This window comes from Oceanobacillus sp. FSL W8-0428 (genome assembly GCF_038004405.1).
GTDB lineage: Bacteria > Bacillota > Bacilli > Bacillales > Amphibacillaceae > Oceanobacillus > Oceanobacillus sojae.
The window spans coordinates 2,608,733-2,631,698 of the sequence record NZ_JBBORB010000001.1 but is presented as its reverse complement, the minus strand read 5'-3'; the positions used below and the strand labels follow the sequence as shown (position 1 = coordinate 2,631,698).

Here is a 22,966-nt window from a genome sequence, read left to right as displayed (position 1 = left end):
ACCTCCATATCTATTTCACGCAAGGGTTTCTTCCATTTTTGAGAAGGTTAAATGAACACCCCACATGATGATATATGCGAATATACTTCCCCCGAAGAAAAATAATAACGCAGGGATTGTCATAAACGAAAGATACGTTAAAGCGATAATAATTCCAAGAAGAAACACCGTTAATAAAGGATGTCCAATTCCGATGAGTAATGCCCATTTAATATAGTCCAATGTGCGTAGTTGAAAATGTACAAAGATTGGGAAAAGATAGAGAGCAATCACAGATAATAACAAAAATAAGCCAACAACTGCAAAACTTGCCATCGTATATGCGATATGCTCCTGTGTCCGTAAAATTTGAAATTCCATTGTCATCAAATAGCCTGTTCCAGCCAAAATATATCCTAAAATATTTATTTTCAGAAATTCTTTTTTATAAGACCTCCAAAAAACATGAAATACAGGTATATCCTTTTCTCCATTAATCCACTTTCTTACCACTGCAAACATCGCTGCCGTAGCAGGAAATAAACCAAATAAACCAAGTCCGAGCAGCGAGAAAGCAATCCATAGTAAATTTAGATAAGCAAATTTGGTAACCCATACGGCAAATCGATAATATCCATCAATAAAACCACTCATCGTACCCCCTCCAATCCTTCTAAACTCCTCTCCCAACTGCCGGATTCTTTCCTATTCTTTAATCGAACCTATTAAAACACCCTGAACAAAAAATCGTTGGACAAATGGATATATTAATAATAGTGGCAGCGATGATACAATAATCACTGCATATTTGATAAGACCGGCTGTTTTCACCTGATCTACCAGTGATTCCGCTGATCCGCCCGGGTCATTCAGCTGCATTTGATTCACCACCAGAATCTCTCTTAAAATTAACTGCAGCGGATACTTATCACGATCTGATAAATAAATCAATGCGTTAAAATACTGGTTCCATAAATTCACTGCATGAAACAACGCCATGACTGCAATAATTGGCAGAGACAGCGGTAATACCATCCGGATAAAAATATAGAAATCAGAGGCACCGTCAATTTTGGATGCTTCCACTAATTGATCTGGAATACTTTGCTGAAAAAAGGCTCTTGCTACAAGAATAGACCAGGCCCCTACAACGTTCGGAATAATAATCGCCCACATCGTATCAAGCATCCCCATTGACTTCACAACGAGGTAAGTTGGAATTAAACCTCCATTAAACAACATTGTAAATAAGACAAACCAAAGGATAAGCTTCTTCGCCATTAATTCTTTACGTGATAAAGCATAGGCGCACGGTAACAACACAAATAAATGAATGGCCGTTCCTACAACGGTATAAATAATGGTATTTCTGTATCCAAGCCAGATGGCATCGTTGGCAAATACACGCTCATACCCTTTAAATGTAATATCGACCGGCCATAGCCACATTTTACCAGAGCTGACTGCCTGCGGATCACTGATAGAGGCACTTAGAACAAAAATTAATGGGTAGACAATTAATACTAAAATTATGAGAAGAAATATCGTATTTATCAGATCAAACCCTCTATCCGACAACGTAAACCTCTTCATCTTCCAAACCTCCTTACCATAGACTGTTATCGCTTACCTTTCTGGCTACAGAGTTAAATAAGACAAGCAGTGCAATGTTGATTGCTGAATCGAACAGTCCGATAGCTGCCGCAAAACTGTATTGCCCTTCCAAGAGACCCGTCTGATACACAAATGTCTGGATCACATCAGATGTTTTGGCATTTAAATTATTTTGCATAAGTAATACTTTTTCAAAGCCGACTGTCATAAAGCTGCCGATGTTTAAAATAAATAACACAACAATCGTCGGAAGAATACTTGGGATATTAATATGAAAAATACGCTGCAGCCTTGATGCACCATCCACTTTTGCTGCTTCATGTAATTCGGGATTAACACCGGATAATGCTGCCAGGTAAATAATAGACCCCCATCCGAGAGTCTGCCAGACACCGGACCATGTAAAAACATGTCTGAACCAGCCTGGGCTTGTCAGAAAATTTACAGGATCTCCGCCAAAGAATAAAATAAGACGGTTCACTAAGCCGGTTGTAGGGTCTAAAAAGATAACAATCATTCCTACTACAACAACGACGGAAATAAAGTGCGGAGCATAGGTTAATGTTTGAGCCCATCTCTTAAATATACTATTTTTCACTTCATGCAGGGAGAGTGCCAAAATAATAGGCAATGGAAATAAGATTAATTGATACGCACTTAATATCAACGTATTTTTAAGCAGTCTCCAAAAATAGTATGAATTAAAAAAACGCTCGAAGTGATCAAACCCGACCCAGGGACTTCCCCAGATTCCAAGGTTGGCAAAAAAGTTTTTGAAGGCAATCTGCACGCCATACATTGGGATATAATGTAATAAGATAAAATACGCAACCGCCGGAAGTAAGAAAACATATATTTGCCAATTTCGGGCGAAGTTCTTTTTTACTTGATAAAATTTACTCTGGGCTGGTACAGAAACGTCATTTTTTACTCCCTTCATTCTTTAACCCCCTATTTATCGATGGCTGAACATAGATCCAGCCATCGATAAATTCAACTTCAGTTCAAATTGACAAGCTTTTAATTTTCTTTATAGCGTTCATAAGCGGCTTGCTGGATTTCCATGTATTCGTCATAGCCCATGTTCTTCACAGTCTCCACATATGCATCCCATTCAGAGAAATCATTCTCCCCTGTAATAAAACCAGCCTGCATTTCTTCTACATATTTCTGTAAATCTGTTTCCAGTACAGCAATACGGTCATTTTCTTCTGCTGTATACGTAAACGCCGGCCAAATTTCTTCAATTAAATACGGTTCTAATTGCTCTGCAGCTTCTACATCAGTTGGCGCATTCTCAGAGCCGGTAAAAAAGTCATCTGTGATAATAACCGGATGATTTCCGCCCGGATTAATAATATATTCCGCCAGTGCCTGCGTCAGCGTTAACCCCTCCGAGTTATCTGTAATTTCCTCTGTCAGCTTCGGACCTTCCTCTGTTTCCTCATAGGTCACACCTTCAATACCCATGAAAAACATTTTTTGCCCTTCCTCGCTCCAGAAATAATCAATCCATCTCAACGTAGCTTCCGGGTTTTCATTTTCACTTGTAATCAGGAAATTACCCAATGAAAGGACAGGAGAGGTAATTCCTGTGTACATTTTCGTACCATCTGGACCTTCCAGCGCATTCCCCGGAATAAACTGGCCGCCTACTTCTTTCCCGTACAATTCCATCGGATTATAGAACTGTACAGCTCCATAAAGATCATCTGCTGCATTTGCCAAGTGCTGATCAACCTCTAAGGAATAAATATTCTGCTCAATCAGCTCTTCCTCATAAAGCTTATTCAGATACGTCAACATTTCTTTATACTGATCATCAATAGGGTAGAAACGGATATCCCCTGAATCTGGATCACTGTCAATCAAAGTATGAAGCTGCCCGCGGTTTTGAACGCCGAATGCTCCAGATATCCAGTGAATAATACGGGACATTTCCGCTACACTGCTTAATGGAATCTCATCATTTTTTCCATTGCCATTTAGGTCTGTTTCTTTTACCGCTTTTAAATATTCATAGAATTCATCTGTTGTCTCCGGGTTATCCATGTCCAGCTGCTCTAACCAGTCTCCATTCACCCATCCTTTAGCCCCAATTAGTAAGGATGAAAAATCTGGTGAGTAAACGGTCGGAATAGAATAAATATTTCCATCCGGAAATGTAATTCCTTTTCGGATATCCGGGTTTTCATCCAGAACCTTTTTAATATTTGGCGCGTATTCTTCAATCAAATCATTCAAAGGGATAAATGTGCCTTGACCACCGTACTTTTGAACATCGGAAACTGGCAGGTTGGCAGAGTAGAAAACATCCGGTAAATCCCCGCTTGCAAGAGCCAGATTTCGTTTTTCCTCTAGCCCATCTGCCGGTACCATATTCCATGTAATATCCATATTTGTCATTTCTTCATATTCATTTAAAAGTAAAACGTCATTCCAATCGTCCGCTGTTGTTGCTGCTTTACCGGCAAAGATTTCTAATTCAACTGTGTCATCCACAATTGGCATGCCTTCTGTATTTAAATTATTTAAAGCCTCTTCACTGCCGCCGACATCACTGTTATTTTCTTTATTACATGCGGCTAATGCGATGAATGGCACCGCCGCTAAGATAATAAATTTCTTCTTGATATTCACAGGAAATACCTCCAGGCTTTTTATTCTTTTTATGAATGTGTTAATTACTGACCTTCTTCATAACGTTCCAATGCTTTCTCCTGAATTTCCATATACTCATCAAGCCCCATTTCTTCCAATGTCTTCACATAGTTATCCCACTCATCAAATGGTGTTTCTCCTGTAACAAATTGCGCTTCCATCTCTGCAACATACTTCTGAATATCCGCTCCTAAAGACTCTAATGTTGCCTGCTCCTCTTCTTCATAGAAGAAAAACGGCCAAGGTTCTTCGATCAAGTATGGAGCCATATTCTCGGCATTTTCGAGATCTTCAGGCTGAAACTCCGGTGCAGTCGAATATTCAGGGTTTTCAATAACCGGATGTCCTCCGCCCGGGTTAATGATATACTGTGCCAATGCTTCCTGAACGGTTAATCCATCAGGATTATTTGTAATTTCCTCTGTCAGCTCCGGCCCATCAGGTGTTTCTTCATAGGTTTCTCCTTCTAATCCCATAAAGAACATCTTCGCCCCTTCATCACTCCAGAAATAGTCAATCCAGCGAATCGTTGCTTCCGGATTTTCATTGACATTCGTAATGGAGAAGTGTCCCAGGCTGTTTACAGGTGAAATGACGGAAGTAAACAGTTTATCTCCATCCGGGCCTTCCAGCGCGTTCCCCGGAATATATCGGCCACCCACTTCTTCTCCAAAATAATCTTTCGGGTTGAAAAAGTTCATTGCAGCATACTTTCCTTCTGCACCATTGGCCAGAAAATGATCCACTTCAATAGAATAGATATTTTGTTCAATCAAACCTTCTGTGTAAAGCTTGTTCATGTATTCCAGCAATTGTTTGTATTCATCGGCTGTACGATAAAAGCGTAATTCTCCAGTTTCCGGATCTTCATCAATCGAACCATGTAAAATTCCTTTATTCGAAACGCCAAATGAACCAGTCAGCCAATGAAATAAACGATCCATAGAGACACTGCTGAACGGAATGACATCATTGCCATCAACGGATAATTCCTTTGCCGCTTTTAAATATTCATAAAATTCATCTGTTGTTTCCGGGTTATCCATCCCTAATTCATCTAAAATTTCTTTGTTAATCCAGGGTTTATCATCCATCAATGAGGTTGGAGAATCAGGGTCTCTCAACCTGGGAATCGCATAGATGTTTCCATCTGGAAAGGTAATACCTTTTTTAATTTCCGGATATTTCTCCAGGTACGCCTTAATATTCGGAGCAAACTCATCGATTAAATCATTCAGAGGAATAAAAATCCCCTGCTCACCGTACTTATATAAATCTGAATTTGGCATATAAGATCCATAGAAAAGGTCTGGTAAATCACCGCTTGCGAGAGCCAGATTTCTTTTTTCCTGTAACCCGTCAACAGGGACTTGATTCCAGTTCATGTTTATATTCGTCATGTTTTCATATTCATTTAAAACAGGAACATCATTCCAATCTTCCGCTGTGGAAGCTGCATGACCAGCAAATACATCCAATGTAATTTCATTCTCTACAATTGGCATACCCTCTTGATTCAAATTATCAAGTGCTTCCTCACTTCCACCCACATCCTCTTTTTCATTGTTACTGCAGGCAGCCAGCATAAATATAAAGGAAATGCATAATAGAAACAGGACTTTTTTCTGGAATTTCATTCTAAAATCCCCCTCAGATTTTCTTTATCTGTTTATTAGCCTCTGTTGTACATTTTTTCCTCCCTCCCTTTGCAGATGAAAGTAAATCAAACGTTGACCGGCAATGTTCCTTTTGCCTCTTCTTCACCAAAAATTGCACCTGCAGCAATTTGCAAGGCAGGGAAGCTGGGTTCATAGGTGTTGATAAATGCTTGCACATTACGAAGAAAATGAAAATCATATGGGTTCCGCATGCCAACCCCAATAACCTTCTTATTTTCCTTCAGTAACTGATTAACAAGCGTTATCACCGGACTATTCTCAGTCACAGTCAATGTTCCTAAAATGATATAATCATAGTTCTGCACACAAGTGATAATTCCTTTTACAGCCTTTTTGATTTCATCCAAGTCATATATTTCTACTGCTGCACCAGGGACATGCTCTCTTACCGCAGCGCCAAGTGATTTTTGGTTTCCCTTGTTATCCTCCACCTGCATCATGGCTCCTTGTGCAGGTTCAAGTACAAGGATTTTTGGCTGTTTCTCTGTGTTTAACGGCAGCAGCTGATGATTATGCACCATCGTTACACTTTCCCGATAAACAGTTTGTGCCAGCTGTCGATGTTTTTGTGATCCGACAATTTGCAAGGCGTCTTTTGCTTCCGGAAAATGAAAATCTCTCCAGCTCGTATATTTTTCTTTCAACATCTGGATGCGTTGAATGGATTTTTCAATACAGGAAAGAGACAGCTTTCCATTTTCAACCGCACTTACGATTTCCTGTATAGCTCCTTCCTGAACAGCATACGTATGAGAAATCATGACAAAATCCGTACCTGCCTGCAGCGCCTTTACAGCTCCTTTTTCAGTTCCAATCGAATTCGATATCGCTTTCATTTCCATACAGTCTGTTGTAATTACTCCTGTAAATCCAAGCTTTTTACGTAAAAGATCAACATAAACCCGTTTGGATAAAGTCGCCGGTATATCTTCCTCCGGCTCAATCGCCGGGAAATACACATGAGCAGCCATCACAGAATCTGCACCTGCTTCGATACAAGCTTTAAATGGTACCAATTCGATATTTTCCAAACGCTCCATCTCATGCGAAATTACCGGCAAATCCAGATGGGAATCTACATTGGTATCCCCGTGACCAGGGAAATGCTTTAAAGATGTCATCACTCCGGCATCCTGCAGTCCTTTCATCATGGCTTCTCCAAATGCAGCAACTTTTTCAGCATTTTCACTAAAGGAGCGGACACCAATGACAGGATTATCGGGATTATTGTTCACATCTAAAACAGGTGCCAGATTCCAATTAATCCCGAGCGCTTTTAATTCTTTCCCTGTTGCCAGACCTATTTTATAGGCATATTGCGGATTATCTGTTGCCCCCAATGCCATCGATCCAGGAAAGGTAGTTAATCCTTTATGAATTCTGCTGACAACGCCGTTCTCCTGATCCAGACAAATTAGCAATGGTTTTTCATATCCGGCTTTTTTTGCTTCCTTTTGTAAATCGGAGGTTAATTGCAAAACTTCTTCCGGCTCCCCAATATTCCGGCTAAACAAAATAATAGAACCTACATGATAATCATGGATTAATTTTTTTATTTTTGGGTTCACTGTCGTCCCATCAAAACCTACAACGAACAGCTGACCAATTTTTCTTTCTAATTCCTTCTTGCTCATGGAGCAGCCTCCTTTTCTTTATTTCATTTTCTTTTTGAACATTCTCTTTAAGATAAATTCCCTGCTGTTACAATACGATGATATAAATTTCTGCCCAAGGAACCTTCCGACATAGGATACGGGCCTTCAAAATGCAGCCGTACCTCTTCCAGTTCTTCAATTTTGCTAATTTTTCCTTCAATATATTGATTTAGACGGTAAATCACAGTATCTATCCGCGCCAGTACACCGCCATACCGTATTTCGATAACCTCCCAGCCAAAGGGCTTATTGAGTGAAAACCATAGTTTACGATGGGCTTTTCTTAATGTATCGACACGATTTTTCACGTCCTCTAAATCAGGCAGCACATTCTTCTGGAGTTTACTTCGATCCTGATCATCGTACATCTCCTTCAAACGTCTTCCCAATTCTGCTTTCACACTTAAAACACGCGATAGTTGTTTATAGAAATCAAATAATAAATTCCAATTTGTATTTCTTTCCACTGCTTTCTCAAGCTTAGCTGTCAGCTCTGTATAATGTTTGTTCAACGGCAAATTTTTAATATTCGCATCGTATAAACCAATCAAAATATCTTGCCATAATAAAAGCTTGGAAGGATTGGAGGTCTGCGGATTATTCTTAGCTACCCCAGGTGTTTCATCCAATTGATTGAAAAGCATAAAGTCATTAAAATCGGCTCCCGTACAAAAACAAAACCGTCGATGTAAATGTTCTTCAGAGATGGATTCATGATAGGAATGTTCAGCAAACAACTGTAAAACCGGTAAAGCTGTCACCATGGGTGTTTCCGCACCATTATCTCCCCACATAGTAGCAAAAACCTCTCTGATTTTCTCTTTTTTACAGGCACGTAAAGCTGCTTCACTTGCAGCAAAGGCTTTTCCATAGTTAGGAGAGATCCCATTCCATGTCCATACGCCTCCTGCAAACACAGGATCAGCTTTTAATGCTTTATGCTTTTGAATAAAGCTGCAATAGAATTTTTCATCATCATGATAATAATCCCAATAAACAAGCTGTGTTTCCGGGATAGATGCTATGACTGATTCCGGAATCTCAGCACCTAAGTCATAATAACCTCCATGCTTGGATCCGAGTCGGAAATACATATCACTCCAAATCATCGGCTTTAGATTTTTCTTATTGGTAATGGCAACTACTTCTTGAAGATGTTTATTCATGATATCGAACCTTTTTTCATAACCATGTTTATCAAGATATTTTCCTAAACCAAGCTGATGCGCTTCATCCATTCCGATATGAATCCGCTGCGATTGAAATGGACAACTTGCAGCTTCAATGAGATGCTCTAAAAAGGTGTACGTCGCTTCTGAGCCTGTCAATAAAATATCAGCGGTATCCCGTATATCAATTGCATAATTCCATTTCAAAGCTTCTGTTAAATGAGCCAATGTCTGAATGCAGGGAATCATTTCAATTCCTAATTCTGCAGCATACTGATCACATTCCTTCAGCTCTTCCTCTGTATATCTTCCACGCATATAACCGAAATAAGGATATGCTTTTACTTCATATGTATCCTCTGTATATACCATCAATGTATTGAGTCCCATTACTGCTATATTACGCAATAAATCCTTTATTCCGTCTGCCTTCATTACTGCATTGCGGGAAGCATCCAGCATCACACCATTCATTGTAAACTTTGGTTTCTCTATAAGATCAAAATCTGTTTCTGAATAAAAATGCTCCAGCCATAATCCAAGCCCTCTGAAAAAATGAATTTTATCCTGAAATACAATTTCACCTTTTCCGTTATAATTTTTCACCAAAAGAGGACCTTCTCTTTGCGTCACATGGATCCGATGTCCTTCCTTCGCCAATTCAATATCCAGATCTTTCAACAGATGATGCAGTCCTTTTTTCACCTGTGATAGCTCTCCTGTTAATTGAAGCTTCATATATTATCTGCCCTCCTTTTCTTTCATTTGGTGTTATCGTTCTTATACATTGAATTTCTCGTATGAGAATCCTAACATGCTTTTGGTTTGTATTAGGATATGCTTGTTAAAATTGAAATAGAATATCAGATTTACATCGAAAAAATTGTTATTGTGTTTTATAATCGGCGGTAAAAATGGAAAAGAAGCTGTCACAAAATGTGTAATATGCATTTTGTGACAGCTTCTTTCTTATATATTAGATTGCCTATTTTAATATTAGTTATTATATTTGTGACTTAAGTCTTTTTTAAAAGAATAACTTCCCGTATAAACGAAAACGGAAGTTATTGCAATTACTACATCGACTTTTTTCCTGCCCGCTCATCTAATTAAATCGTACTTCCTTATTATCAATAGATACAATCGGATTTTTGATAACACAGTCAATATGTACATTTGCTTCTGTTTCTCCGCCAAAGGATTTATTACTGCCAAAAGCTATATGTACTGTGCCAAAAACCTTTTCATCTTCTAAAACATTTCCAATCAGCCGTGCCTTGTTATTTGTACCAATCCCAAATTCTGCAATTTTTCTTCCGGCTCCGCTCCCCAATAATTCAAGCAGCTCCTTCCCCTTATCTCCACTGGCAGCTGTTAATCTGCCATTTTCGATTTCTAAAGTTAGAGGCTCTTCTATAACGCCTATCCCGGCAATGGAGCCATCAATCATTATTGTACCGTTAGCCGAGTCTTCTATTGGTGCAATATAGGCTTCACCAGAAGGAAGATTTCCCGCCTCTCCTTTTTCTTTAAAAACACCCGTACTTTCAATTCCAGCTCTGTTTTTTATTGAAAAAGATAAGCAAGTATCTCCTTTTTTTATTTCAACTTGATTACCCTGATTGAGTAATTCACAATATTTTGCTGTCCGTTCAACAACCTCATGATAGTCTGCTGATATAGCGCCATTCTTTAGCATATCCAGGGTAACACCCGGCATAGTTGCAATTCTTGCCCCGGCATTAGAAGCTTTTTTTCTTGCATTTGTATGAGTGAGAGAATGTTTTGTAATACATAGTATCACTTCCGCTGCTTGCATTGCTTTACTTACAGTTTTAGGAGGCTCTTCCCCAGACTTCAATCTGGGAGACATTTCCATAAGTATCGTTTCATTTTTCATCCTTAAGCCTGCCTGGAAGAATATATTTGCGATATCCCTTAGCTCTATATCTGTAATAATCAATATTTGTTCATCTTGTTTCACAAATAAATTATTCTTTAATACGTTCTCAGCCACATTTAAATAATCCAGCATCCATAAAACTCCCTCTCAAAGGTATAACTTTTTAATTACTGCTGTTTAACTGTAATTGATACTTATCGATTACTTCAGCAACCTCATTTCTGGTCTCTATTAATAGAGATAAATAATTCTTTATTTTTTCATCCTGCATCCGATAGATTGGCCCAGAAACAGTAATGGAGCCAATAATACCTTTACTGCCAAATAACGGAACAGCAATCGCAATAATATCTTCCGTGTATTCACTCTGGCTCTTCGCCCACCCTTGCTGACGAATGTTGTCCAGCTCTGTTCTTAATTCATCCGGATCAGTCATCGTATCGTTCGTATACTTTATTAATCTTTCAGGAGTTAAAATTCTTTCAATAGTTTCCTCATCTAAATACGCCAAAATAGATCGATAGGAAGCACCGACATATAAAGGTGCCCTGCTGCCTACAGAAACGGAAAATTTCACTTTGTTTTCCGGTTCCAATACATCAAGAGTGACTGCCTCTTCTTTATCTAATAAGGTAAGAAACACAGATTCCCCTGTTTGGCGGCTCAGCTCTTTTAAAATTGGCCGTATCAGCTGTTTTACACTAAGATCTTCATACATAATAGTTCCCAGCTCCCATACAGCAAATCCCAATGAATATTTCTTGGTCACCGGATCTTTAAAAAGAAAATTGTTGTTTTCCAAGGTCTCTAAAATACGGTAGATTTTTGTATGATTCATCTGCATCTCATTAGCAAGCTCTCTACCGCCCCATTTTGGCTTTTCCCTTGTAAACATTTTGAGCACCTCTAGTGCACTGTTTAATGTTTTTAACATAAGCATCCCCAACTTATCATCTAAACTAATAGTATTTAGACCTATCTTAACATATAAAATTGAATAAACAGAGTAATTACATATTTTCACACTTTTTTATTACTCCGAATAAAGAAAATCGATTGCAGCTGCCGCATAGACCTTTGCGCAAGTGATTATTTGTTCGACCTGCACTCTCTCATTATAGCCGTGAATGGTTGGCAGAAACGCCGGACCATATTGAAGAACAGGAATATTATAATCCCTGAAATGCCTAGCATCACTGCTTGCCCACTGCATCACTCCATATGCCTCGTGGTCTGTTACAAAGGAAATATTATCTATAATCGCTTTACAAACAGGGTCATCAGGGTCTGTAAAATTGGCGTTGCTTCTGAAACCAAAGGGACGAATTTTATAATTAATACCCAGTTCTCCCAGTTTTTCATGTAAAAAATCTGTTACTTCTTTCTCTGTAATACCAAATGGTAGCCGGCAATCTACTTCTACCTTACAATTTTCCGGAATCACGTTTGATTTTGTCCCGCCTTCAATTGTACCTATATTTACTGTAATATGTTCAAGAACCGGCATAAAGGCTTCTCTGTCCTTTTCAACTTCCCTCATATATTTTTGTGATACATGAATTAATTGCTTCACTTCATCTGGTACTGTTATTTGAATATCCCATAATTTTTGGATTTCCCTTATGGCAAGTACAGCATCTGTAATGGCATTTTTTCCAGCTAAAGGGGATAAGCTTCCATGGCCCGGTTGGCCAAATACTTCCAGTTCAAACCAATAGGATCCTTTTTGTCCAACGGTTGGATTATACGGTGATGATGGCTCCGCAATCAAACAGCCGTCCCCATGAATGATTTTGTTTTTAAGTAACCACGGTACACCGAAATCCCCGCCAGTTTCTTCATCAGGAACAATAGCAAGGGAAAGCTTCCCGGGTAATTTAATTTGAAGGCGCTTTAATATAGTAAAAGCAAATATAATTCCGGAAAGACCTGCCTTCATATCACTTGCTCCTCTTCCTAACATCCAGCCATCTTTCACTTCTCCGGAAAACGGATCAAAATCCCATTTTTCCAGATTTCCTGCTGGAACAACATCCGTATGACCGCAATAGATTAAATGTTTTCCCTCTTCCGAACCAATGCTGGAAACGAGATTATACATTTTATCAGCGGATTCATAGAAATCTACCTCCGTATCAAATTTTTTCAGATAATTTTCTATGAACCTGCTTATTTCCGTTGAATCCCCAGGCGGATTTTCACTGGGTATTTTAATTAAAGAGCTGCACAGGTCAACTAACTCTTCTTTACATGCTTCTACTTCGTTAATAACCTTATCTTTTAGTTCCTGTTTATTAACCATACTATTTTATTACCTCCTTTTTTCCAGGCGTCTGCAGCTGTGTCATTTTTCCATATAAACTTTCTAAACGGGTAAACTCTTTCTTATCATAAAAAGAGCATTTGTTTTCACCAAATAACTTGGCCACTTCAATAACAAACCTGACAGCCTGTTCTACATCTACTAAATGCGTAGCACCGGTTCCACATCCTGCTACAGCTGTTTCTGTTGTGATTGCTACTCCAACTACCGGACTGGATGTAGCTACTGACGGCTGAAGAATACTATTTACATGATAGACTCCATTACCATATGGTGTAATGTCCTGCATAGTAATTGGCATAGTTACTGGCAGAATTCCGGAAGACTGAGTGTAAATATGTAACAAATCATCACTTACTTTTAAAATATAACCTTCCTTTATAGTAGGTGTCAGAGCAAATCCCCGGTGATTTGTAATCATATTGCCTTTCGTTGTATCTATAGAAAGAATTCCATCCATTTCTTTTGTAACTTCATGCTTGTTCATTGTTAAAATATCCACCGGTGAATTCATAAATGGAACTGGATCGTGAGGCAATGTCGGTGCTGTTGGGCAAATGTGTGTAGTTAAAATAATATCTCCATTTAAAGTATCACCCTTATTTTGCATATCAAGCAATTTAGCAGCTGCGGAAATACAGGAAAGTGCACCATCTCCATCGGAAACAAACCCCTTTAATTCGGGACGTGCTCCAATTCCTCCAAGCCTGCCAATAATCCCTAAGGTCGGTGCGTCTCCTCCTTTTGATTTACCATTTTCTCCTGGAATCGTTATTTTAACAAAATCAGTAGAGCCTTCATCCCCTTCTACTGTTTTTACTTCAACCTGGCTATTGCTGTTTACTCCCCATAAAAAGTTTTTTACATCTTCCCCTGTAACATGTAGACTATCCATTAATTCATAAACTTCCATAACATATTTTAATGACATTCCATTTCCTCCTCTTTTTTCTTTATTGGTATATCTGACAATGGATTATTTTCCAATTCTAATAAATGGCAGGATGATTGATGCCCATTCCCAACTTCCATTAATTCCGGATATTTCACTTTACAAACGTCCATTGCAAATGGACATCTTTCATGAAAATGACACCCAGATGGCGGATTAATCGGGCTTGGAACAGAGCCTTTCAAAATAATTCTTTCTTTTATCTCATTGGGACTCTCTTTTGGAATTGAGGATAAAAGAGCCCTTGTATAAGGATGCTTGGAATCCTCATAAATTTCTTTATAAGTCCCCATCTCAACAATTTTTCCTAAATACATGACTGCAATCCGGTCACACACATAACGAACTACATTAAGATCATGTGAAATAAAAATATAAGTTAGGTTAAAATCCTTTTGTAATTTCTTTAACAGATTAATAACCTGTGCCTGGACGGATACATCTAACGCTGAAACCGGCTCATCGCAAATAATGACATCCGGGTTAAGTGCCAGAGCCCGGGCGATATTTATTCTTTGCCTTTGTCCTCCTGAAAACTCATGCGGATACCTCCCTGAATGAGAACCTCTCAGCCCGACAACTTCTAATAATTCTTTCACACGTTCTTTACGGGAAGTTTTATTCCCAATCTTATGAATAACCAGCGGCTCAGCAATTAATTCCCCAACAGTTTTTCTTGGATCTAACGAAGCAAATGGATCTTGGAATACCATCTGAATTGTTTTTCTGAAAACTCTTAATTTCTCTTTATTCATATTCACCAGATTTTCTCCATTTAACTCTACCGTACCTTCTGTTGGAGCAATCAACTGATTCACCAATCTGGCCATTGTTGATTTTCCACATCCAGATTCACCAACAACCCCAAGCGTTTCTCCAGGGAATACGTCAAAGCTGACACCATCTACAGCTTTGACACTTTGATCTGATTTTTTAAAAGGTATCGGGCTATCAAGATAAAAGTGTTTTTTTAAATTTCTAACTTTTAATATTGCTTCTGTCATGCACCTTCCCCTCCTTTCTATCTAACCGGTGTTCCTTCGTCTGAAAATGACAGGCAGTAAAATGGCCTTCCGCTGCTTCTATCATTTCAGGGGTCTTCTTCAGGCATATTTCCTCTGCAAAAGGACACCTTGCTGCGAAAGGACATCCAGTAATATCTAAGCTTAAATCTGGAGGGCTCCCTGGAATGGCATTTAATTCTTCCTCACTGGATACACTTTCTGTAATCTGCGAATCTAATAATCCCCATGTATAGGGATGCAATGGATTATCATATATTTCTTGAACTGTTCCAGATTCAACTACATTACCTGCATACATAACAAGCATCTTGTCGCAGGTTTCCCAAATCACCCCAAGATCATGTGTAATCATGACAATAGAAGTATCAATAGAATGTTGTAAATCCTTCATTAAATTTAAAATTTGTGCCTGCACCGTTACATCTAGTGCAGTTGTAGGTTCATCGGCTATTAATAGCTTGGGATTACAGGCTAAAGCTATAGCAATCATTACCCGCTGCCGCATTCCTCCTGAGAATTCATGCGGGTACATACTGAATCTTTTTCTCGCTTCAGGTATGCCGACTAATTCAAGCATATGGATTGCTTTTTCTTTTGCTTCTTTCTTATTTAGATGCTGATGCGTTTTTATCGATTCTACAATTTGATTCCCAATTGTATAAACTGGGTTCAAGCTTGTAGAAGGGTCCTGGAAAATCATCGAAATCTCATTCCCGCGTATCTTTCTCATTTCCTTATCAGATAATCTCAGCAGATCCTTATCTTCAAAAACAATCCTCCCGCCTGTTATTTTTCCTGGAGGATTTGGAATCAGCCGCAGCAATGAAGTGGCTGTTACGCTTTTTCCAGAACCGGACTCACCCACTATTCCAATATTTTCTTTTCTATTTAATGAAAAACTGACTCCGTTCACAGCCTTTGTTGTCGATGAGCCTGAACGAAACTGAACCTCTAAGTTTTCCACTGTTAGCAGCGTATCTGACATTCAAGTACCCTCCTTTAGTTATACTTTCATTTTTGGATCCAGCGCATCACGTAAACCATCTCCAAACAAATTAATACTAAGGACTGTTATTAAAATGGAAAGTCCTGAAAAAGTTGCCATGTTAGGGTTTAATACAAGAAAATCTTTTCCATCCTTCAATATACTTCCCCATGAAGCAGTCGGCGGCTGCACACCAAGACCCAAAAAGCTTAGGGCGGCCTCAGAAATAATTGCACCAGCTACGCTCATCGTTGCGTAAACAATAATTGGAGCAAGGCTGTTTGGTAATACATGCTGAAAAATAATTCTTCTGTGTTTAGCACCTAATGACCGGGTGACTTCTATAAATTCGGATTCTTTTACTCCCAGCACCTGACCACGCACTACCCTTGCAAACCCTGGAATATTAGCAATCCCGATTGCTAATATGACATTAAAGAGACCTTGTCCCAAAACTGTCATTAACGTAATAGCAAGCAATATAAAAGGAAATGCAAATAACCCATCCATAAATCGCATAATAATAGAGTCTAATTTTCCGCCAAAATATCCGGCAACAACTCCTAATAATGATCCAAATACTGCCCCAAATAAAACTGCAGCAATGCCAACAATCAAAGAAATCCTCGAACCATAAACTATTCTGCTGAATATATCTCTCCCAAAGTTATCCGTTCCTAATAGATAGCCCTGCTCTCCCACACCAAGCAGTGATTTCGTCACATCCATTGAATTTGGATCATGTGTGGCTATTAATGGTGCAAATATCGCAGTAATGGTTAGTAGAAAAATGACGATTAATCCAAAGGCAGCAAGTCTATTTTTAATGAGTTTTCTAAATAAAGATTGTTCTTTTTTCCTTTTATCCTCCATTGTTTTAACAATCTCTTCTTCAGCTTGTATTGAGGTCATTATTTTGTCCCTCCTTTGTTCGTAGAGTAGCTAATTTTCGGATTGACAACTTTATACAAGATATCTACAACTAAATTAACCATTACAAAAATTAAAGCGATAAATAATACGGTGCTTTGTACTACTACAAAATCTCTTTTTTCAATGGCATCCATGATTAAAAGTCCCATTCCCGGCCAGCTGAATATTGTCTCAGTCAATACAGCCCCGCCAAGCAAAGAGGAAATTTGCAGGCCTAATACTGTCAATAGCGGGTTAAATGCATTCTTAAATGCATGCTTAGAAATGACAATAAATTCACTGATTCCTTTCGAACGTGCCGTTTTAATATAATCCTGTGTAATTACCTCCAGCATGCTTGACCGTGTTATCCGCGCAAATGTCGCAGTCGGTATTGTAGCCAGTGTGATACTTGGCAGAATTAAATGCTTCAGATAGCTGATAAACCCGTCGTCCATTGACCCCATCCCAGTTGCAGGAAACCAACCTAAATTAACACTGAAGTACAGAACAAGCATGACTCCCAGCCAAAAAATCGGCATGGATACTCCGATTAAAGAAATAGTAGTAATGGAATAATCGATGAGAGAATTTTGCTTTGAAGCAGAAATTATTCCAGCCGGAACACCTATCATAAATGCAATGATTAATGCACTTACTGCTAAAACAACTGTATTCGGGAAACGATTGATAATTAAATCAGTAATTGGCTGATTATAAGATAGTGAAACTCCAAAATCTCCTTGCAATAAATTACCAATGTACTGCAGAAATTGAATATGGATTGGTTCATTTAATCCTAGAGCTTCTGTTAACGCCTCTACATCTTCTCTGCTCGCCTGCGGTCCGAGCATAACGGAAGCCGGGTCTCCAGGAATCATTCTGGTAATCAAAAATACGATAATGGCAACAATAAATAATGTTGGTATCATATTTATCAGTCTGCTGAAAATGTACTTTCCCAATTTTACCCCTCCAATTTTATTCATTATGTGAATCAATGGTTTGATATATGAATTAGAAAATAGTTTAGCACTTGAAAATATATTTGTAAATACAAACTTATTAAATTAATTATTCTAATTAGAATTTACAAAAAACTCTTTACATTACATTCATAGTTGTGCTAGATTTATTATTAATTCTTTATTCGAATTGCTGATTCACATTATGAATCAAATAAACCAAAAAGGAGAGAAAAAATGAAATTACTCAATTTAAAGTCGTGGCTTTTAGTCTTTGGGTTTATATGTATCCTTTTTACTTTAGGAGCTTGTTCCTCTAATGGAGAAGCAGACTCTTCAGGAAATGGCAGTGCAGAAGATGAGTCAGGAGAACCGACGGATGGTGGAACCTTGAACATCGGGCTTTCTTCCAATCCTAATACATTAGACCCTGTACGCTATACAGGTGTTTATGAATCTCAAATTATGAGATCAATTGGAGATACACTTATCGTTTATAATAAAGATTTTAGTGATTTTGAACCATCTATCGCTACAGAATGGGAAACCTCAGAAGATTTGAAATCGTACACCTTCAAATTAAGAGATGATGTCTATTTTCAGCCGGGAGAGTATCAGGATGGCAGGCAGATGACTGCTGAAGATGTGAAGTATAGTCTTGAACGCTCAGCAAATGAATCGGTTATGAACAGGCTGACTGGTGTAGAAAGCGTAGAAGTAACTGATGAATTTGAAGTAACTATACATCTGACAGAACCAAATGCAGCATTACTGGCTATGTTAACAGATAAAGGAAATATTATTGTGCCAGAAGAAGAAGTGGAAGGCTGGGGAGAACAGTTTGGGTCTCATTTAGTGGGCACTGGACCATTCCAGCTGAAAGATTGGCAAACAGATCAGAAGGTTGAACTGGAAAGGCATGACAATTATTGGGGAGAAAAACCACACCTTGATAGTGTTGCTTATACCATTATTTCAGATCCTAACATGATGACAAATGCACTGCGGTCAGGCGATATTGATCTTGCTACGGATATTAAAGGGCAGAGCAGAGAAGTTATTGAACAGGATCCTGAACTCGAATTGCTTTCAGAGCCAGGCTTGTCGATTACTTATCTCGACCTGAATAACCAGAAAGGGCCAACTGCCGATCCAAAAGTCCGCGAAGCCATCTACAAGGCTACCAATGTAGAAGAACTTGTTTCCGGCGCCAATCAATATGGAGGAGCTTCTGTTTCCTACGCACCTATCCCGCAAGAATCATGGGGGTACACCGAGGATCTGGAGCAATACAAACCAGAATATAATCCGGAAGAAGCAAAAGAAATTTTATCTGAAACCGAATATGCAGATGGATTTGATACAGAAATCTATGTTGGCGAAGCTCGTGTTCCAACCGCTACTATTTTCCAAAACCAAATGAAAGAAAATTTAAATATAGATGTAGAAATCAAAGTAGTAGAATGGGGAACACTCAGTGACACTGTTTCCAAAAATAACGCCCCTATGTCTATTGGCGGGTGGTCATGGTATCCCGACCCATACTTCTTTCTAAATCAGCTGTTCCATTCTGATCAAATCGGCTCGTTAGGTAACGGCCGAGGATATTCTAATGAAGAAGTAGATGCGTTATTAGATCAGGCTCTTACAGAAAGTGTCGATCAAGAAGAAAGAACTGCGCTTTACCAAGAAGCAATTAAAATTATAATGGGTGATTACTCCCGGATTGAAATTGACAATCAAGACTCAACAGCAGCTATCAGTCCAAAGGTGAAAGGCTTTGAAATATCTGCTGACATGTCCATTAACGTAGTAAGTCCGAATGGAGCAAATGTCTGGCTGGACGAATAATTTTCAAGAATAAAATTACAAAAGAAAGAAAAGTAGAGCCTATTTCTCTGCTTTTCTTTCTTATAGTGTGTGTTCAAAAAGGCTGATAAATAGGACCAAGAATTTCAAGGCGATGATCTTTTACGAACGGAGCGTATGCTTTATAATACGTGAGTATCGGAAAAAGATCATCAACGAAGAAATTCGCCGTGTCATCTTTATTAGACTTTTTGAACATCCTCTTATATAAAACTTTGAAAGCAGGTGTAAAAATGACAGAAACTGCTATCACAAATATCAATACATATTCTTCTGAATCCGGCAGTTTTTCCAAAAAGAACATTCTCATAAAAGATGAGAAAATTAATGCCATTTTACCGGCAAACCATATTCCAGAGCATATTTCTGTTATTAATGGCTCTGACTTATTTCTGACTCCCGGTTTTATTGATACTTGTTCGCAAATTGGATTGAAAGAAAAAGGAATTCGCTGGGAAGGCGACGACGGCATGGAACCAGACGAAACAAAAAGTGAAAAGCTGCATGTCTTGGATGGTATTTATCCATTTGATAAAGCCTTTCATGATGCTGTTTCTTCAGGTGTCACAGCTGCTCATATTGTTTCATCGGCCGAAAGTATTGTCGGAGCACGTACTGCAGTCATTCATACCCATGGCCATACCGTTGAAGATATGGCTCTCCATAAAAATCTGGGGTATTCCTATTCCATGGGAGATCTCCCCAAGAAGACATTTTGGGAAAGAACTGGTACTCCCCTAACCCGCATGGGGATTGCCCATAAAATCCGGCGATCTTTAAATGATTTACAAAAAGAAAAGAATCTTAAAGAGCAGCTCTTATTTATTCGCTGTCATCGCGCAGATGATATTGCGACTGCTTATAGAATTGCAGAAGAATTTGGCATAGATTTTGTATTTGTCCATGCTACAGAATATAGAAAATTAAAAAAACCAATATTAAATTACCCTAAAGCAATTGTTGCAGGTCCTTATTTTCAGCCAATAGAAAGAGCGGAACTAAAAAACCTGGACCCTGCCGACTGCTTTTTCTTCCATAAACAAGCAATAAATTATACATTTTCTACAGACCATCCGACTAATTCTGTAACCCATCTGCAATTAGAAGGCTCTCTTGCAGTAAAAAATGGTGTTCCAGAACACCAGGTATTAAATGCTTTAACAAAAGATGCTGCTAAACTATTAAATATCGATCACAAAACCGGTGATATTCAAGAAGGCTTATTTGCTGACCTTGTTCTATGGAATGGCCACCCCCTAAGTCTAACTTCAAAAGCAGTTCGTACGTTTATAAAAGGAAAAGAAGTTTATCGGGAGGCGGAAAAAAATGCTTCATATATTTAAAAATGCAACAATTTATACAATGGATGAAAAGAATACCATATTAGAGCACGCAGATTTATGGATTAAGAATGAAAAAATTATTAAAGTTGGAGTGAACACAGACATCCCTGAAGAAGCAAAGGTAAGAGACCTGGATGGCCTTCTCATTACTCCTGGATTAATTGATATTCATACGCATGTTGGAATTTGGGGAGAAATTAATGAACGAGTCAATGATGCCAATGAATATTCTGAGCCTTATACTCCCATGATGTCTGCGGTAGATGGCATTGATATACATCATTTTTCATTTGACCTGGCAAGAAAAGGAGGCGTAACCACAGTTCAAACCGGCGCCGGCAGTGCTAATCCAATTGGCGGCGTATGGACCATTTTAAAAACAGGCGGAAATTATCTGGAGGAGATGTTGATTACAAGGAAAAGCGGGCTTAAAGGTGCACTTGGAGAAAATCCAAAAAATACATTTGGTCAAAATTATCATAAAAAGCCGTATACCAGAATGTCGATTGCCAATATAATACGTGATGGATTTGAAAAAGCAAGTCAACTGACAAACGAAGAAAAGGAAGAAGCATTGAATAATTATTCAGAGCTGTCACCATTTATAGAAGTACTTGATCATAAAATGCCATTACATTTACATGCTCACCGTGCCGATGATATCGCTACAGCAATTCGAATAGCTAAAGAATTTAATATTCAATTATCATTGGAGCATTGCACTGAGGGACATTTCATGTTGGAAGCAATTAAAAAAAGCGGTGCCAAAGTTACATTAGGCCCATTTATGCTGCCTTCAACAAAATATGAAACCAGAAACTCTACTCCCGCAGCTCCCAGACTATTTTATGAAGCAGGAATACCTTTTGCAATTATGACAGATCACCCATTTATTCCGATTAATTATTTAGTTATCTGTGCTGCTGAAGCAGTAAAATATGGCTTAGATGAAACAGCTGCATTAAGAAGTATCACGATCGAAGCAGCAAAGTTAACCGGAATAGCACATCGCGTTGGCTCACTAGAGGAACAAAAAGATGCAGATTTTGTTATATGGTCCCACCATCCTTTCCATACCTACGCCAATGTTTTGGAGACATACGTAAATGGTAAAAACTATTACACTAAGGAGACGGAAAAATCATGCATCCAACCATAGGCGTTATTACTGTCGGACAAACACCAAGAGTGGATATGATACCGGCGATGCAACATATTTTCCCTGATAATACAGCTATCGTGGAAAGAGGTGTACTTGATTATAAAACAGAGCAGGAAATATTAAATTTATCTCCGAATGAAAATCAGACTGTTCTAGTTTCTCGTTTATCGAATGGAGATAAAACAGTTATTGCCAAGGAAAAAATACTTCCTTTTATACAAGATTTAATTTCTGAATTAAACCTGTCAGGTACAACAATGATATTATTGGCTTGTACCGGACAATTTCCTAAGTTCACCAGTAACGTTCCTTTAATCTATCCAGATTATCTGTTAAATCATGTGGTGAAAGGAGTCATTCAAGAGGGAACACTCGGAGTGATTGTCCCCCTTCCTGAACAAAAAGATTCCATCATTAAAAAATGGGAAACCATAGGATTAACTGCTATTCCAAAAGCATGCTCTCCATATAATTTTAATAAGTCAGAGTTAATTAAAGTAGCAAGTGAATTGGAAAAACTGCCAATAAAAGCAATTGTGCTGGACTGTATGGGCTATACGGAAGAAATGAAATCCATTGTTCAAGAAAATACCAGTAAGATGGTGTTTTTAGCAAGAAACGTTATCTATCAAAATATGGCTGAATTAACTTCATTTCAAAACGAATGAATAGATATAGGGTTAGCAGGAGGGTTTCCCTCCTCTCCTACTAATTCATTACATACTTTTTGCATGGGCGCTTGTGCATAATATAACAGAGCATCACCAATT

At 38.5% G+C, this 22,966-nt stretch carries 19 protein-coding genes; 4 read left to right on the top strand and 15 right to left on the bottom strand.

What is annotated here, in order from left to right; genetic code table 11:
- Positions 1-15: 15 nt before the first annotated feature.
- The 15 genes from MKY30_RS12450 to MKY30_RS12380 form a co-directional block, all read right to left on the bottom strand.
- Positions 16-633 (bottom strand): DUF624 domain-containing protein, encoded by a 618-nt coding sequence (locus MKY30_RS12450; RefSeq protein WP_156988116.1) that lies wholly within the window; start codon positions 631-633, stop codon positions 16-18.
- A 51-nt stretch (positions 634-684) separates the two neighbouring features.
- Positions 685-1,572 (bottom strand): carbohydrate ABC transporter permease, encoded by an 888-nt coding sequence (locus tag MKY30_RS12445; RefSeq protein WP_147212172.1) that lies wholly within the window; start codon positions 1,570-1,572, stop codon positions 685-687.
- Between the two features lie 13 nt (positions 1,573-1,585).
- A complete protein-coding gene (locus tag MKY30_RS12440; RefSeq protein ID WP_147212171.1) occupies positions 1,586-2,533 on the bottom strand; it encodes an ABC transporter permease in 948 nt (315 codons plus the stop codon).
- An 80-nt stretch (positions 2,534-2,613) separates the two neighbouring features.
- The gene (locus tag MKY30_RS12435) at positions 2,614-4,233 is read right to left on the bottom strand and encodes an extracellular solute-binding protein (RefSeq protein WP_339284998.1); all 1,620 of its coding nucleotides are present in this window, start codon (positions 4,231-4,233) and stop codon (positions 2,614-2,616) included.
- A 44-nt stretch (positions 4,234-4,277) separates the two neighbouring features.
- The gene (locus MKY30_RS12430) at positions 4,278-5,891 is read right to left on the bottom strand and encodes an extracellular solute-binding protein (protein WP_341084089.1); all 1,614 of its coding nucleotides are present in this window, start codon (positions 5,889-5,891) and stop codon (positions 4,278-4,280) included.
- Between the two features lie 86 nt (positions 5,892-5,977).
- Positions 5,978-7,567 carry a beta-N-acetylhexosaminidase gene (gene nagZ / locus MKY30_RS12425; RefSeq protein WP_341084087.1) on the bottom strand — a complete coding sequence of 530 codons (1,590 nt, stop codon included), beginning with the start codon at positions 7,565-7,567 and terminating at the stop codon, positions 5,978-5,980.
- A gap of 47 nt (positions 7,568-7,614) precedes the next feature.
- Entirely contained in the window at positions 7,615-9,495 is a 1,881-nt protein-coding gene (locus MKY30_RS12420; RefSeq protein WP_341084085.1) for a beta-N-acetylhexosaminidase, read from the bottom strand.
- A 367-nt stretch (positions 9,496-9,862) separates the two neighbouring features.
- Complete coding sequence (locus MKY30_RS12415) at positions 9,863-10,792, bottom strand: aminopeptidase (RefSeq protein ID WP_341084082.1); 930 nt, start codon at positions 10,790-10,792, stop codon at positions 9,863-9,865.
- Positions 10,793-10,823: 31 nt separating this feature from the next.
- Complete coding sequence (locus MKY30_RS12410) at positions 10,824-11,594, bottom strand: IclR family transcriptional regulator (protein WP_147212165.1); 771 nt, start codon at positions 11,592-11,594, stop codon at positions 10,824-10,826.
- Positions 11,595-11,693: 99 nt separating this feature from the next.
- A complete protein-coding gene (locus tag MKY30_RS12405) occupies positions 11,694-12,962 on the bottom strand; it encodes a M20 family metallopeptidase (protein WP_341084080.1) in 1,269 nt (422 codons plus the stop codon).
- Between the two features lies 1 nt (position 12,963).
- Positions 12,964-13,914: a DUF1177 domain-containing protein gene (locus tag MKY30_RS12400; RefSeq protein WP_147212163.1), complete on the bottom strand. Its 951-nt coding sequence runs from the start codon at positions 13,912-13,914 to the stop codon at positions 12,964-12,966.
- Positions 13,905-14,939: an ABC transporter ATP-binding protein gene (locus MKY30_RS12395; protein WP_341084079.1), complete on the bottom strand. Its 1,035-nt coding sequence runs from the start codon at positions 14,937-14,939 to the stop codon at positions 13,905-13,907. The genes MKY30_RS12400 and MKY30_RS12395 overlap by 10 nt, the downstream gene beginning before the upstream one ends.
- Complete coding sequence (locus MKY30_RS12390; protein ID WP_147212161.1) at positions 14,914-15,945, bottom strand: ABC transporter ATP-binding protein; 1,032 nt, start codon at positions 15,943-15,945, stop codon at positions 14,914-14,916. The genes MKY30_RS12395 and MKY30_RS12390 overlap by 26 nt, the downstream gene beginning before the upstream one ends.
- A gap of 18 nt (positions 15,946-15,963) precedes the next feature.
- Positions 15,964-16,818, bottom strand: a complete 855-nt coding sequence (locus MKY30_RS12385) for an ABC transporter permease (protein WP_379548104.1) — start codon at positions 16,816-16,818, stop codon at positions 15,964-15,966.
- A gap of 38 nt (positions 16,819-16,856) precedes the next feature.
- Positions 16,857-17,822 carry an ABC transporter permease gene (locus tag MKY30_RS12380; RefSeq protein ID WP_147212159.1) on the bottom strand — a complete coding sequence of 322 codons (966 nt, stop codon included), beginning with the start codon at positions 17,820-17,822 and terminating at the stop codon, positions 16,857-16,859.
- A 237-nt stretch (positions 17,823-18,059) separates the two neighbouring features.
- Here MKY30_RS12380 and MKY30_RS12375 point away from each other — a divergent pair, with 237 nt between their 5' ends.
- The 4 genes from MKY30_RS12375 to MKY30_RS12360 all read left to right on the top strand — a co-directional run bounded on the left by MKY30_RS12375 (position 18,060) and on the right by MKY30_RS12360 (position 22,864).
- Positions 18,060-19,673 carry an ABC transporter substrate-binding protein gene (locus tag MKY30_RS12375; RefSeq protein ID WP_341084077.1) on the top strand — a complete coding sequence of 538 codons (1,614 nt, stop codon included), beginning with the start codon at positions 18,060-18,062 and terminating at the stop codon, positions 19,671-19,673.
- A gap of 251 nt (positions 19,674-19,924) precedes the next feature.
- Positions 19,925-21,034 (top strand): amidohydrolase family protein, encoded by a 1,110-nt coding sequence (locus MKY30_RS12370; RefSeq protein WP_339284983.1) that lies wholly within the window; start codon positions 19,925-19,927, stop codon positions 21,032-21,034.
- Positions 21,018-22,193 carry an amidohydrolase family protein gene (locus MKY30_RS12365; protein ID WP_339284981.1) on the top strand — a complete coding sequence of 392 codons (1,176 nt, stop codon included), beginning with the start codon at positions 21,018-21,020 and terminating at the stop codon, positions 22,191-22,193. The genes MKY30_RS12370 and MKY30_RS12365 overlap by 17 nt, the downstream gene beginning before the upstream one ends.
- Positions 22,178-22,864 carry an AroM family protein gene (locus tag MKY30_RS12360; protein ID WP_339284980.1) on the top strand — a complete coding sequence of 229 codons (687 nt, stop codon included), beginning with the start codon at positions 22,178-22,180 and terminating at the stop codon, positions 22,862-22,864. The genes MKY30_RS12365 and MKY30_RS12360 overlap by 16 nt, the downstream gene beginning before the upstream one ends.
- The last annotated feature ends 102 nt before the right edge of the window (positions 22,865-22,966 follow it).

Excerpts from the sequence above, each read along its gene's own strand:
- nagZ (WP_341084087.1), bottom strand. The coding sequence starts at position 7,567 with ATGAGCAAGAAGGAATTAGAAAGAAAAATTGGTCAGCTGTTCGTTGTA.
- MKY30_RS12420 (WP_341084085.1), bottom strand. The coding sequence starts at position 9,495 with ATGAAGCTTCAATTAACAGGAGAGCTATCACAGGTGAAAAAAGGACTG.
- MKY30_RS12395 (WP_341084079.1), bottom strand. The coding sequence starts at position 14,939 with ATGACAGAAGCAATATTAAAAGTTAGAAATTTAAAAAAACACTTTTAT.
- MKY30_RS12430 (WP_341084089.1), bottom strand. The coding sequence starts at position 5,891 with ATGAAATTCCAGAAAAAAGTCCTGTTTCTATTATGCATTTCCTTTATA.
- MKY30_RS12415 (WP_341084082.1), bottom strand. The coding sequence starts at position 10,792 with ATGCTGGATTATTTAAATGTGGCTGAGAACGTATTAAAGAATAATTTA.
- MKY30_RS12365 (WP_339284981.1), top strand. The coding sequence starts at position 21,018 with ATGCTTCATATATTTAAAAATGCAACAATTTATACAATGGATGAAAAG.
- MKY30_RS12360 (WP_339284980.1), top strand. The coding sequence starts at position 22,178 with ATGCATCCAACCATAGGCGTTATTACTGTCGGACAAACACCAAGAGTG.
- MKY30_RS12370 (WP_339284983.1), top strand. The coding sequence starts at position 19,925 with ATGACAGAAACTGCTATCACAAATATCAATACATATTCTTCTGAATCC.
- MKY30_RS12445 (WP_147212172.1), bottom strand. The coding sequence starts at position 1,572 with ATGAAGAGGTTTACGTTGTCGGATAGAGGGTTTGATCTGATAAATACG.
- MKY30_RS12440 (WP_147212171.1), bottom strand. The coding sequence starts at position 2,533 with ATGAAGGGAGTAAAAAATGACGTTTCTGTACCAGCCCAGAGTAAATTT.
- MKY30_RS12405 (WP_341084080.1), bottom strand. The coding sequence starts at position 12,962 with ATGGTTAATAAACAGGAACTAAAAGATAAGGTTATTAACGAAGTAGAA.
- MKY30_RS12400 (WP_147212163.1), bottom strand. The coding sequence starts at position 13,914 with ATGTCATTAAAATATGTTATGGAAGTTTATGAATTAATGGATAGTCTA.
- MKY30_RS12390 (WP_147212161.1), bottom strand. The coding sequence starts at position 15,945 with ATGTCAGATACGCTGCTAACAGTGGAAAACTTAGAGGTTCAGTTTCGT.
- MKY30_RS12375 (WP_341084077.1), top strand. The coding sequence starts at position 18,060 with ATGAAATTACTCAATTTAAAGTCGTGGCTTTTAGTCTTTGGGTTTATA.
- MKY30_RS12450 (WP_156988116.1), bottom strand. The coding sequence starts at position 633 with ATGAGTGGTTTTATTGATGGATATTATCGATTTGCCGTATGGGTTACC.
- MKY30_RS12410 (WP_147212165.1), bottom strand. The coding sequence starts at position 11,594 with ATGTTAAAAACATTAAACAGTGCACTAGAGGTGCTCAAAATGTTTACA.
- MKY30_RS12385 (WP_379548104.1), bottom strand. The coding sequence starts at position 16,818 with ATGGAGGATAAAAGGAAAAAAGAACAATCTTTATTTAGAAAACTCATT.